This is a genomic window from Saccharomonospora piscinae (assembly GCF_005862235.1).
GTDB classification, from domain to species: Bacteria; Actinomycetota; Actinomycetes; order Mycobacteriales; family Pseudonocardiaceae; genus Saccharomonospora; species Saccharomonospora piscinae.
In genome coordinates, this window is sequence record NZ_VCEK01000003.1 from 316,145 (window position 1) to 328,382 (window position 12,238).

11 protein-coding genes and 1 tRNA gene are annotated in these 12,238 nt (G+C 70.3%); 4 read left to right on the forward strand and 8 right to left on the reverse strand.

Features of this window, described 5'->3' with window-relative positions:
- Positions 1-25: 25 nt before the first annotated feature.
- Both FFT09_RS12615 and FFT09_RS12620 read left to right on the forward strand, forming a co-directional pair.
- A complete protein-coding gene (locus tag FFT09_RS12615; protein ID WP_138382820.1) occupies positions 26-1,822 on the forward strand; it encodes an ABC-F family ATP-binding cassette domain-containing protein in 1,797 nt (598 codons plus the stop codon).
- Positions 1,823-1,847: 25 nt separating this feature from the next.
- Positions 1,848-3,527, forward strand: a complete 1,680-nt coding sequence (locus FFT09_RS12620; protein ID WP_081191578.1) for a fatty acyl-AMP ligase — start codon at positions 1,848-1,850, stop codon at positions 3,525-3,527.
- 7 nt (positions 3,528-3,534) lie between these two features.
- Here FFT09_RS12620 and FFT09_RS12625 read toward each other — a convergent pair whose 3' ends face one another.
- The 8 genes from FFT09_RS12625 to FFT09_RS12660 all read right to left on the reverse strand — a co-directional run bounded on the left by FFT09_RS12625 (position 3,535) and on the right by FFT09_RS12660 (position 10,238).
- Complete coding sequence (locus FFT09_RS12625) at positions 3,535-3,876, reverse strand: DivIVA domain-containing protein (RefSeq protein WP_024875028.1); 342 nt, start codon at positions 3,874-3,876, stop codon at positions 3,535-3,537.
- Positions 3,876-4,172 carry a DivIVA domain-containing protein gene (locus FFT09_RS12630; protein WP_138382821.1) on the reverse strand — a complete coding sequence of 99 codons (297 nt, stop codon included), beginning with the start codon at positions 4,170-4,172 and terminating at the stop codon, positions 3,876-3,878. The genes FFT09_RS12625 and FFT09_RS12630 overlap by 1 nt, the downstream gene beginning before the upstream one ends.
- 132 nt (positions 4,173-4,304) lie before the next feature.
- The gene (gene pth, locus FFT09_RS12635) at positions 4,305-4,898 is read right to left on the reverse strand and encodes an aminoacyl-tRNA hydrolase (RefSeq protein WP_024875026.1); all 594 of its coding nucleotides are present in this window, start codon (positions 4,896-4,898) and stop codon (positions 4,305-4,307) included.
- Positions 4,899-4,922: 24 nt separating this feature from the next.
- Positions 4,923-5,561: a 50S ribosomal protein L25/general stress protein Ctc gene (locus tag FFT09_RS12640; protein ID WP_024875025.1), complete on the reverse strand. Its 639-nt coding sequence runs from the start codon at positions 5,559-5,561 to the stop codon at positions 4,923-4,925.
- A gap of 262 nt (positions 5,562-5,823) precedes the next feature.
- Complete coding sequence (locus FFT09_RS12645; RefSeq protein WP_024875024.1) at positions 5,824-6,804, reverse strand: ribose-phosphate diphosphokinase; 981 nt, start codon at positions 6,802-6,804, stop codon at positions 5,824-5,826.
- Positions 6,801-8,273 carry a bifunctional UDP-N-acetylglucosamine diphosphorylase/glucosamine-1-phosphate N-acetyltransferase GlmU gene (glmU, locus tag FFT09_RS12650; protein WP_138382822.1) on the reverse strand — a complete coding sequence of 491 codons (1,473 nt, stop codon included), beginning with the start codon at positions 8,271-8,273 and terminating at the stop codon, positions 6,801-6,803. The genes FFT09_RS12645 and glmU overlap by 4 nt, the downstream gene beginning before the upstream one ends.
- A gap of 60 nt (positions 8,274-8,333) precedes the next feature.
- Positions 8,334-10,067 (reverse strand): GGDEF domain-containing protein, encoded by a 1,734-nt coding sequence (locus tag FFT09_RS12655; RefSeq protein ID WP_081192317.1) that lies wholly within the window; start codon positions 10,065-10,067, stop codon positions 8,334-8,336.
- Positions 10,068-10,166: 99 nt separating this feature from the next.
- Positions 10,167-10,238 (reverse strand) — tRNA-Gln (locus FFT09_RS12660).
- A 170-nt stretch (positions 10,239-10,408) separates the two neighbouring features.
- Here FFT09_RS12660 and FFT09_RS12665 point away from each other — a divergent pair.
- Together FFT09_RS12665 and FFT09_RS12670 are read left to right on the forward strand one after the other, a co-directional pair.
- Positions 10,409-11,362 (forward strand): acyl-CoA desaturase, encoded by a 954-nt coding sequence (locus FFT09_RS12665; protein ID WP_081191575.1) that lies wholly within the window; start codon positions 10,409-10,411, stop codon positions 11,360-11,362.
- 135 nt (positions 11,363-11,497) lie between these two features.
- A complete protein-coding gene (locus tag FFT09_RS12670; protein WP_024875020.1) occupies positions 11,498-12,097 on the forward strand; it encodes a TetR/AcrR family transcriptional regulator in 600 nt (199 codons plus the stop codon).
- Positions 12,098-12,238: the final 141 nt, after the last annotated feature.

The window sequence follows — 12,238 nt, forward strand, 5'->3', positions numbered from 1 at the left end:
CTGACGAGAGGAACGAGACGAGCGGATGGCCAACCTGGTCAACCTGGAGTCGGTCGACAAGTCCTACGGCGAACGCATGCTGCTCGACGGCGTGTCGCTCGGCGTGGGGGAGGGCGAGCGGATCGGGGTCGTCGGACTCAACGGCGGCGGCAAGACGACCCTGCTCGAAGTGCTGGCCGGGATCACCACGCCGGACTCGGGCCGGGTGAGCCACACGCGGGGCGTCCGCCTCGGTGTCGTCACCCAGCGCACCGAGCTGCCGGAGGGCAGCACGGTGGGCGGGGTGGTGCTCGCGGACTACGACGCCGAGCACGAGTGGGCCTCCGACGCCAGGGTGCGGTCGATCGTCGAGGGGCTCGGCATCGCCGCCCTCGGCCTCGACACGCCCACGGGCACGCTCTCCGGCGGGGAACGGCGACGCGTCGCGCTGGCCGCCGCGCTGGTGGCCGAACTGGACCTCGTGGTGCTCGACGAGCCCACCAACCACCTCGACATCGAGGGCGTGCGCTGGCTGGCCGAGCACCTGATCGCACGGCGCAGCGCGCTCGTCGTCGTCACGCACGATCGCTGGTTCCTCGACACCGTCTGCGGTCGCACGTGGGAGGTGGCCGACGGCAGGGTCGAGCAGTACGAGGGCGGCTACGCGGACTGGGTGTTCGCCCGCGCCGAGCGCGCCAGGCTCGCCGCCACCGCCGAGGAGAAGCGCCGCAACCTCGCGCGCAAGGAACTCGCGTGGCTCCAGCGCGGCGCCAAGGCCCGTACGTCCAAGCCCCGCTACCGCGTCGAGGCGGCCGAGGCACTGATCTCCGACGTGCCCGACCCCCGCGACTCGGTCGAGCTGCTGGCGTTCGCCAAGCGCAGGCTCGGCAAGACCGTGCTCGAACTGGAGGACGTCTCGCCCGTCGCGGGCGAGCGCACCCTGCTCGACCACGCCACGTGGCGCATCGGGCCGGGCGATCGCGTGGGAATCGTGGGGGTGAACGGCTCCGGCAAGACCACGCTGCTGCGGCTGCTGGCCGGTGAGGCCGATCCGGTCACCGGCAGGCGCGTCGAGGGCAAGACCGTCCGGCTGGCTCACCTGCGGCAGGAACTCGACGACCTGCCGGGCGATCTTCGCGTGCTGCAGGCCGTCGAGAAGGTCGCGTCGCGGGTGAGTCTGGGCAAACAGGAGCTGTCGGCATCCCAGCTCGCCGAGCGACTGGGTTTCGGCCGGGCCCGGCAGTGGACGCCGGTGGCCGATCTCTCCGGCGGCGAGCGGCGGCGGTTGCAGCTCGTGCGGCTGCTCATGTCCGAACCCAACGTACTGCTGCTCGACGAACCCACCAACGACCTGGACATCGACACGCTCCAGCAACTGGAGGATCTGCTCGACTCGTGGGCGGGCACGCTCGTCGTCGTCTCGCACGACCGCTACCTCGTCGAGCGCGTGTGCGACAGCGTGGTGGCGCTGTTCGGCGACGGTCGCATCACGCACCTGCCCGGCGGCATCGACGAGTACCTGTCCACCAGGGACCGGCTGGAGGCGGCGCCGAAGGCGTCCAGGGCTTCCCAGGCCGAGCCCCGCGCCGAGCGGGGCGCCGCCCCCGCGACGGCACCGGGGTTGAGCGCGGCCCAGTGGCGCGCGGCCACCAAGGAGCTGGGGAAGCTGGAGCGCAGGCTCGACGCCGTGCACACCAGAGAGAACGAGCTGCACGAGGCGCTCGCCGAGGCCGCCACCGATCCCGACCGGCTCCAGCGGCTCAACGCGGACCTCAAGGCCGTGCTCGCGGAGAAGGACGAACTGGAGCAGCGCTGGCTGGAGACATCCGAAGCGCTGGAGTGAAACCGGCCAAGGTTAAGGTTTACCCATGAGTCGGTTCGTGGAGACGATGGTCACCACCGCGAACGCGGGTGGTCGGCAGCGGGGCATGGTCACCGGGGAACCCCGGGAGCCGGTGCGGCGGACGTGGTTCGAGGTCCACGAGCGCGCGCGCCGGGTCGCGGGCGGTCTCGTCGAGGCGGGCCTGCGGCCCGGTGGCGCCGTCGCGGTCCTGGCGGGGGCTCCCGAACTGATCGCTCCCACGGTGCAGGGCGTGTGGCTGGCGGGTGGCAGCGTGACGATGCTGCACCAGCCCACCCCGCGGACCGACCTCGCCAAGTGGGCCGAGGACACCCTGCGCGTCCTTGGCATGATCGGCTCGTCGCTCGTGGTCCTGGGTGAGCCGTTCGACGGGGTCGGCCCCGTGCTCGACGAGCACCGCATCGCCTACCGCACCATCACCGGTCTGCTCGAAGCCGAGCCACTGCCCGAACCCGTCGCCACCGACGAGGACGCGCTCGCGCTGCTCCAGCTCACCAGCGGCTCCACGGCCGAGCCGAAAGCCGTCAAGATCACCCACGGGAACCTGTACTCGAACGTCAGCGCGATGGTGGAGCGCGCCGAGTTCGACTTCGACACCGACGTGATGGTGTCGTGGTTGCCGTTGTTCCACGACATGGGCATGGTCGGCTTTCTCACCGTGCCGATGACCTTCGGCGTCGAACTCGTCAAGATCACGCCGGTGGAGTTCCTCAGTGGCCCGCTCGTGTGGCCGGAGCTCATCAGCCGCTACCGCGGCACGACCACCGCGGCCCCGAACTTCGCCTACGCCATCGTGGGCCGCAGGCTCGCCAGAGTGGACGACGACGACGCCTACGACCTCTCGACGCTGCGCATCGCGCTCAACGGTGCCGAGCCCATCGACCCCACGGCCGTGGCCAGCTTCACCGACGCGGGCGCCCGGTTCGGGATGCCTGCCGAGTGCGTCTTTCCCGCCTACGGGCTCGCCGAGGCCACACTGGCCGTGTCGTTCGCTCCGTTGTTCACCGGGCTGACCGTGGACGTCGTGGAGGCTGGCCCGCTGGAACAGGGCGACAAGGCCGTGGCCGTGCCCGAGGGCGATCCGCGGCGGGACACCGACCAGGTTCGCCGCTTCGCCGTGCTGGGCCGCCCGCTGGCCGGGCTGGAGGCCCGCATCCTCGGCGAGGACGGTGCGCGCGGGGAGCGCGAGGTCGGCGAGATCCAGCTCCGGGGAGAGGCCGTGTCCCCCGGCTACCTGACCGTGGACGGTCCGCTCGACACGCGCGACGCCGACGGCTGGTTCCCGACCGGTGACATCGGGTACGTCGTGGACGGTCAGCTCGTCATCTGCGGGCGGAAGAAGGACGTCATCATTCTCGGTGGCCGCAACGTCTATCCCACCGACATCGAGCGCGCCGCGAGTTCCGTGAGCGGTGTCCGCGCGGGCAACGCCGTCGCCGTGCGCATCGACGCCGGAACGCGCCGGGAACGGTTCGCGGTCGTGCTGGAGTCCACAGTGGCGGGTGACGACGACGCGGAGCGCGTGCTGGCCAAGGAGGTCGCGGCCCGGGTGCGCGACGCCGTCGACGCGCGACCCTACGCGGTGGTGGTGCTGCCGAAGGGCAGCCTGCCGAAAACCCCGTCGGGCAAGGTCAAGCGCGCCGCCACTGCGGTCCAGTACCGGGAGCAGATCGACTCCCGCGCCTGAGAGCGCCTCAGACGAGCCTGCGCCACAGCGGCACGCGCGCGTGGCTGTGGTCCAGCGCGGTCGCCAGATACGGCTTCGTCCTCGTCGACGACTCCCTCTCGGCCAGTGTGCTCTCCACCAGCCGCAGGAACGTGTCCACCGCGGCGGGGTCGTAGCCGCCGCGGCGGCCCAGCGGGCACAGCGTGAACGCGATCCGGCGCACGTCGGCCGCGGTGACCGAGTCCCGGTCGTCGAGCGTCGCCGCGACGCGGCTCAGGAACGCGTCCACCTGGAGCTGGTTGTAGCCTCGCGTGCCGAAGGGGGCCTGCGGGAACCACGCGCGGTCGACGTCGTCTGCGGTGATCTCCATCAGGGTTGCCGCGTTCGCGCTCGTGCCGGTGTCCTGCGGGGCCTCGATGCCGCGAACTGTTCCTCGACGGCGTCGAGGAACTCGTCCACCTGCTGCTCGTCGTAGCCGCGGCGGCCGAGCAGCGGCCGGCCGAACCGGACGTGGTGTACCTCGGCCGCGCTGATGTCGTCGTGGCCTGCCAGCGTCAGGGCGACGCGATCGACGAACTCGTCGACCTCCGCCTTCGCGTACCCGCGGCGGCCGAACGGTGCGTTGTCGAACTGGACGCCACGGACGTCCTCGGCGGTGAACGACATGAGCTCTCCCGGAATGGACTGTCGTCGCTACACGTGACGAGCTAGCCACGGGGAGTGAGTCGAAACCTCCGGGATGCGAGTGAGGACCCGTTCGAGTGGTCAGAACAACGCTGGTGGGTGACGTTGGGGCCGTCAGCGGCTGTGGAACTCGTTCTGCGCGGCCGTGAGTCCCTTGGCGACCAGCGCCTCCACGGCGTCGGCGCACAGGTCGATGTTCAATGCGAGTTCCCGCCGCTCGGTGGCGGAGAAGTCCTTCAGGACGTAGTCCGCGGGGGCCATGCGACCGGGAGGCCGCCCGATGCCGAATCGCACGCGGTAGTAGTCCTGCGTGCCGAGTGATTTCGCGACCGAGCGTAGCCCGTTGTGGCCGCCCGCGCCCCCGCCGAACTTCAACCGCACCGAGCCGTACGGCAGGTCGAGTTCGTCGTGGACGACCACGACGCCATCGGGGTCGATCTTGTAGAACCGCGCGGCTCCCACGACGGCGCCGCCGGAGAGGTTCATGAACGAGCGCGGCTTGGCGAGGACGACCCTGCGCCCCGCGAGGCGGCCCTCGCAGACCTCGGCGCCGCTGCGGTGCGCCTTGAACCGGCCACCAGCCCGCTCCGCGAGTTCGTCGAGAACCAGGAAACCGATGTTGTGCCGGTTGGCGACGTACCGAGGTCCGGGATTGCCGAGACCGGCGAGCAGCACCTGCTCGCCGGTCCCCGGCAGATCATGCTCCACGATCGTGTCCTGCTCCGTCGAGCGTCACGCGCTCTCGGCGGTCTCGGGCTTCTCCTCGACCACACCGGCACCCTCGGTGTCGACGGTGGCCTCCATGTCGGCCTCGGTCGGCGCCTCGGACACCACGACCACGAGCGCCTCGGGGTCGGTCACCAGCGTGGTGCCGCTGGGCAGCGCCACCTGCGACGCGGTCAGCTGCGTGCCGGCCTCGGAGCCGTCGACGGCGATCTCCAGGTGCTCGGGCAGGGTCATCGCCTCCGCCTCGACCTGCAGGGTGTCGAGCTCCTGCGTGACCAGCGTGCCGGGACCGGCCTGGCCGGTGACGGTGACCGGGACGTCGACCGTCAGCTTCTCACCGCGCTGCACGACGAGGAGGTCGACGTGCTCGATGTAGTTCTTCAGCGGGTGGAAGGTGACGGTCTTGGTGAGGGCGAGCTCGGTGGGCTTGTCCTTCGCGTCACCCGTGACGTCGAGCGTGATGACCGCGTTCTGCCCGTTCTCACGGACCACGCGGGCGAACTCGATGGCAGGCAGTGCCAGGTGCCGCGGGTCGACGCCGTGGCCGTAGAGCACGGCGGGAATCTTGCCGGCGCGGCGGGTGCGGCGCGCGGCGCCCTTGCCGAACTCGGAACGTGGTTCGACCGTCAGACGTACCTCGGACACGGGGATGCACTCCTTGCGGTGGGATCGAGATCGATGTTGTCGGCTGTCCGGCGGCGAGTCCACAGACGTGCACGCACACGAGGGCCCTCGAAAGCCGCCGCGTCGATCACGTCGGGCGCGACGACAGAACGCGGCACCCACCTCGCCGAGACAACCCGCACAGTCTAGGCCACCCCGATGCCGGTCGCCGGGCCGGGGTTGCCGCGAAGGCCACCCTCGCTGCAGCAGACGCAGTGAAGGTGGCCTTCGCTGGGGCGGGCGCTCAGGCGCTGCCGTCGAAGAGGCTCGTGACCGAGCCGTCCTCGAACACCTCCTGGATGGCGCGCGCCAGCAGCGGAGCGATCGACAGCACGGTCAGCGTCGGGAACCGCTTGTCGTCGGGAATCGGCAGCGAGTTCGTCACGACCACCTCGCGCACCCGCGAGTTCGCGAGGCGCTCCGACGCGGGATCGGACAGGATGCCGTGCGTGGAGGCGATCACGACGTCGGCCGCGCCCTCGGTCATGAGCGCGTCGGCGGCCTTGGTGATCGTGCCGCCGGTGTCGATCATGTCGTCGATCAGCACGCAGAGCCTGCCCGCCACGTTGCCGACCACGCGGTTGGCGACGGCCTGGTTCGGGGCGTCGGGGTCGCGGGTCTTGTGGATGAACGCGATGGGCCGGTCACCGAGTTGCTCGGCCCACTTCTCGGCCAGCCGCACCCTGCCCGAGTCGGGCGAGACCACCGTGATGTCGTTGTCGCCGTAGGTCTCGTTGATGTAGTTCGCGAGCACGGTCTGGGCGAGCAGGTGGTCGACGGGGCCGTCGAAGAAGCCCTGGATCTGTGCCGTGTGGAGATCCACCGTCATGATGCGGTCGGCGCCTGCCGTCTTGAACAGGTCGGCGATGAGCCTGGCCGAGATCGGCTCGCGGCCCTTGTGCTTCTTGTCCTGCCGCGAATACGGGTAGAACGGCATGATCACGGTGATGCGTTTGGCGCTGGCGCGCTTCAGCGCGTCCACCATGATCAGCTGCTCCATGATCCACTCATTGATCGGTGGCGAGAAGCTCTGCAGCACGAAGGCGTCGGTCCCGCGCACCGACTCCTGGAAGCGCACGTAGATCTCGCCGTTGGCGAAGCTGTGCACCGTCTGCGGGGTGATCGTCACGTTGAGGTGCTTGGCGACCTCTTCGGCGAGTTCGACATGCGAACGGCCGGAGAAGAGCATCAGGTTCTTCTTCGGCGTGCCGGATTTCGGGCTCATTCTGGCGACTCCCCGTCCGTGTCGGTTTCCTGCTGCGCGGCGAGCGCCCTCTCCGCTGCCTCCGCCGCGGGAGTGCCCGGCCTGCGCCGGGTCACCCAGCCTTCGATGTTGCGTTGTGGCGTGCCGGTGACCGCGAGAGCACCGGGCGGGACGTCGCGGCGGAGGACCGTCCCGGCACCACTGTAAGCGCCGTCGCCCACGGTGACGGGCGCGATGAACATCGTGTCCGAGCCGGTCCGCACATGGGAGCCGACCACCGTGTGATGCTTGCGGATCCCGTCGTAGTTCACGAACACGCTCGACGCGCCGATGTTGCTGTACTCACCGATCGTCGCGTCGCCGACGTAGGTCAGGTGCGGCACCTTGGTGCCCCTGCCGATGTCGGCCTTCTTCGTCTCGACGAACGTGCCGATCTTGCCGTCCTCGCCGAGTTTCGTGCCGGGCCGCAGGTAGGCGAACGGTCCCACCTCGGCGCCCGCGCCGACGACGGCGTCCGTGCCGTGGGTGCGCACCACCGTGGCTCCGGGGCCCACGACGACGTCGGTCAGCGTCGTGTCCGGGCCGAGCCGCGCGCCCTCGCCCACCGTGGTGTGCCCGTGAAGCTGCACGTTCGGGGCGATCACCACGTCACGCGCGAGTTCCACGTCCGCGTCGAGCCACGTCGTCGCCGGGTCGATGATCGTCACCCCCGCGCGCTGCCAGCGCCGCACGAGGCGCCGGTTCAGCTCCGCGCCCAGCGCGGAGAGCTGCACCCGGTCGTTGACTCCCTCGGTGAGCCACGGGTCGTCCACCACGAGCGCGCCGACCGGGCGCCCGTCGCCGCGCGCGATGCCGAGTACGTCGGTGAGGTACAGCTCGCCCTGCGCGTTGTCGGTCGAGAGGCGGGACAGTGCGTCGGCCAGCACGGCGGCGTCGAACGCGTACACGCCGGAATTGATCTCGGAGATCTCGCGCTGCGCGGCGTCCGCGTCCTTCTGCTCGACGATGCCGGTCACCGCTCCGTCTCCGTCGCGCACGATCCGCCCGTATCCCGTCGGGTCGGCCACGACGGCGGTCAGCACCGTCACCGCGTTCCCGCGCTCCCGGTGCTCGGCCAGCAGGCCCGACAGGGCCGTGGTGTCGAGCAGCGGGACGTCGCCGTAGGTGACCAGCACCGTGCCCGATCCGGTGGTGGGCAGCGCGGCCAGGCCGCACGCCACCGCGTGACCGGTCCCGTTCTGCCGCTCCTGCACGGCGCAGGTGACGGGCAGGCCGAGTGCCTTCTCCACGCCGAGCAGATGCTCGCTCACCGCCTCCCGGCCGTGCCCGACGACCACGACGAGCCGGCTGGGGTCCAACCCCGCAGCGGCGCGGACGGCATGTTCGACCAGTGGGCGCCCCGCGACGGGGTGCAACACTTTGGGCAGGTTCGACCGCATGCGGGTGCCCTCACCCGCGGCCAGGATGACGGTGCTCAGCGGGCCGGTCACGGCACTCCTCATCAAACTCTGAGATCTCGGGATCGCGGGGTTGTCCGACGGGCCACGATCCTACGGGTGCATCCCGGGCGCCGCCGCCGGGTCGGCCCCCTGCGAGTGGGTGGCGCCACGCCGCTCCTCCGCCCTGTCGGAGGCGCCATCGGCGCTGTCGGCACCGTCCTCTTCCGACAAACTGGACGTGATCTGGTCTCCGCCGCGCCGCTTCGCCTGGTACATCGCCGCGTCGGCGCGGGACAGCACCTCCTCGGCGCTCTCCTGCGCACGCAGGCACACGAGTCCCACCGACAGCGTCACACCGTGCGACAGGTGCCGCGGCAGCGACGAGACCGCCCGCACCGCCCTGGTCAGCGCCTGGGTCGCAGCCGAGCGGGGCGCGCCGGGCAGCAGGATGACGAACTCGTCACCGCCGTAGCGGGCCACGATGTCGTCACTGCGCAGCGCGTCGCGCAGCGTGCTCGCGACCACCCGCAGCACCGCGTCGCCCTCGGCGTGCGAGTGCTGGTCGTTGACGTCCTTGAATCCGTCCAGGTCCACCAGCGCCACCGACAGCGGCTCGGACGAGGTCGACGTCGCGAGAGTGCGGAGGCGCTCGTCCAGCGCGCGGCGGTTCGGCAGCCCGGTGAGCGGGTCCTGCATCGCCTGCTGCGTGATCGCGCCGTGCTCGGCGGAAAGGCGCTCGTGCTCGCGGCGGGTGTTCAGCGTCGCGATCTGCGACTCGCGCATCGACCACAGTTCGCCCTCCAGCGCGCTCGCGTAGTCGGTGAGTAGCCCGGTGGCCTCCCGTTCCGGGGACGGCTCGTCCGGCAGCGCCGCGTTGGTCAGCTCCCGGATGAGGTTCAGCCGCATCGACGGCTGCGAGGTGTCCTCGGCCTCGGTCTGGCGAGCGTCGAGCAGGGCTTCCGTGGCCTCCGTCCGCCTGCCATCGGCGACGAGACACCGGGACAGTGCGATGGTGACCAGCAGCTTCTCGTGCGGGTAGCCCTGCTCGGCCACGAGCCTGCGCAGGCGATCCACGTGCGCCGCGGCCGGTGTCGCCAGTGCCAGCGCCGCCGCCAGCACTCCCACCTGCTCCACGGCGGGGATTCCCGGCCTGCGGGGGAACAGCGACTCGGCGAACGGCGCCTCCACGGCGATCGTCATCGACGCCGCCGTACGGAACTTCTCGCTCGCGTCCTCGCCGCGGCCCACCCGCTCCAACCGCAGCCCCCAGCCGAGCAGCATCTTCACGCGGTTCATGAGCTGCAGGGTGATCTCGTGCGGGCCGGCGCTGTCGCGGATCGCCTGGTGGGCGCGCGCGATGACCTCCTCGGCCGCCTCGTACACGCCCAGCTGGTTCAGCACGATCCAGCAGTCGTTGAGCGCGGAGGACAGCAGCCGGTCCCACATCCGCCTGCCGTAGTGGACCTCCGGTGCGGGCAGGTCGTCGAGCAGCGCGAGGGCTCGCGCGATCTCGGTGAGTGCCGAGTCCTCCTGCTCCTTGAGGACGAGCAGCCTGCCGCGCAGCGCATGCGCGTCCGCGCGCAGCAGCGCCAGCCCGTGCCGTTTGGTGTGGGCGAGCATCTCGTCGAGCAGCGGCTCGGCGTCGTCGGCCAGCCCTCGGGTGACGAGCCGGGCCAACGCGGCGGCGCGCAGGAGCTGCGCCACGAGCACGGGTTCGCCACGGCGGCGGGTCTCGGTCAAGAGATCGTCGAGGGTCTCGGCGACCCGGAACTGCTCGGCGCGGTCGGTGCGCTGAACCGTGGCGATCAGCTCACGCGCGCGGCCCAGCACCCAGGCGTCGGACATGTCCCCGTACGCCAGGTGTCGTTCCTGGTCCCAGCCTTCCTCGTGCAGCCGCCCCACACCCCCTTCAGGCCTCTCCAGGCACGTCAGGAGCAACCTTCGCTCCGCCGCCAGGGCTCGAACCTGGACTGTCAGAACCAAAATCTGAAGTGCTGCCAATTACACTACGGCGGATCGCGCCTGGTCAGGATAGCCACTACGGAATCGGGTAGTGATCGAGGGGCGGCAGTGCCCCGTTGGTGCCTCTCCCCGTGCGGGGAAACCTCCTGTACCGTAACTTACGGAAACGTAGGTAAGGTCCGCCTTTCCTGCGCATGTCGTCACCTGTGGAGAGAAGTGAGACCATGACGGCCACCCTCGACGGACCCGCGGCCAAGCCCGCGAAAGGCCCCAAACCCATCCTCGACGGAAAGCGCTCGGCCGGAGTGCAGTTCTCGGTGTACTTCGGCGTCGTCGCCCCACTGGTAGCGCTCGCCGCCGCCGTTCCCTTCGCATGGGGATGGGGGCTGACCTGGATCGATGTCGGGTTGTTCGTCTTTTTCTACGCCTTCACCGGACTCGGTATCACCGTGTCGTTCCACCGCTACTTCACCCACGGGTCGTTCAAGGCGAAGCCGTGGATGCGGGTGTTACTGGCCATCGCGGGCAGCATGGCCGTACAGGGCCCGCTGATCACCTGGGTCGCCGACCACCGGCGCCACCACGCCTTCTCGGACAAGGAGGGCGACCCGCACTCCCCGTGGCTGTTCGGCACGTCGCCGGTGGCGCTGGCAAAGGGCTTCTGGCACGCCCACATGGGCTGGTTGTTCGAGCGCGACGTGAGCAACGTCGAGCGCTTCGCCCCTGACCTGATCAAGGACCCGGCCATGCGCAGGGTCGACAAGCTGTTCCCGGTGTGGACCCTGGCGACCTTCGTCCTCCCCGCCGTGCTGGGCGGGCTCATCACCTGGTCGTGGTGGGGCGCGCTCACCGCGTTCTTCTGGGCCGGGCTCGTGCGGGTCTGCGTCCTGCACCACGTGACCTGGTCGGTGAACTCCATCTGCCACATGATCGGCGAGCGCCCGTTCGGTGCCAGGGACCGCTCGGCCAACTTCTGGCCACTGGCGATCTTCTCGTTCGGCGAGTCCTGGCACAACCTCCACCACGCCGACCCCACCTCTGCTCGGCACGGTGTCAAGCGCGGTCAGATCGACATCTCCGCCCGCACGATCTGGATCTTCGAGAAGCTGGGTTGGGCGTACAACGTCCGCTGGCCCACGCCCACGCGCCTGCAGAAACTCACGGTCGCCGAACACTGACGAGCGAGGCGCACCGTGTACCGACACGTACGCTCGCGGCCACCGGACTAGGCTGCCCCGGTGGCCGCGAGACGACGAGCGAAACGCGCCGCGGTCGCCGGGACGGGTTCCGACCCCCCGGCGACCCGCGTACGGATGACAGGCGCCGAGCGCAGGCAGCAACTGCTCGACGTCGCGCGGTCGCTGTTCGCGGAGAAGGGCTTCGACGGTAGCTCCGTCGAGGAGATCGCCCATCGCGCCAACGTGTCGAAACCCGTGGTGTACGAACACTTCGGGGGCAAGGAGGGCATCTACGCGGTCGTGGTCGACCGCGAGACGCGCCTGCTGCTCGACCGGATGGTGTCGACGCTGCACGGAGGGCATCCGCGCGAACTGCTCGAACAGGCCGCGGTCGCGCTGCTGCGATATGTCGAGGACTCCCACGACGGCTTCCGCATCCTGGTGCGCGACTCGCCGGTGGCCAGCTCCACCGGCACGTTCTCCACGCTGCTCAACGATATCGCGAGCCAGGTGGAGTATGTGCTGGCGCAGGAGTTCTCGGCCCGGGGCTACGACGGCAAGCTGGCGCCCCTGTACGCGCAGGCGCTCGTCGGCATGGTGGCGCTGACCGGACAGTGGTGGCTCGACGCGAGGAAACCCAAGCGCGACGAGGTGGCCGCCCACCTGGTGAACCTGGCCTGGAACGGGCTGTCGAATCTCGAACACAAGCCGAAGCTCCGCCTCACCCGCCCCTGACCGCCGTGTCCGCAGCCTGCGTAGCCGTGTCCGCAAGTTGTGTAGCCGTGTCCGCACCGCAGGCTGCGGACACGGCTACGGGAGCTGCGGACACGGCTACGGGAGCTGCGGACACGGCTACGGGAGCTGCGGACACGGCTA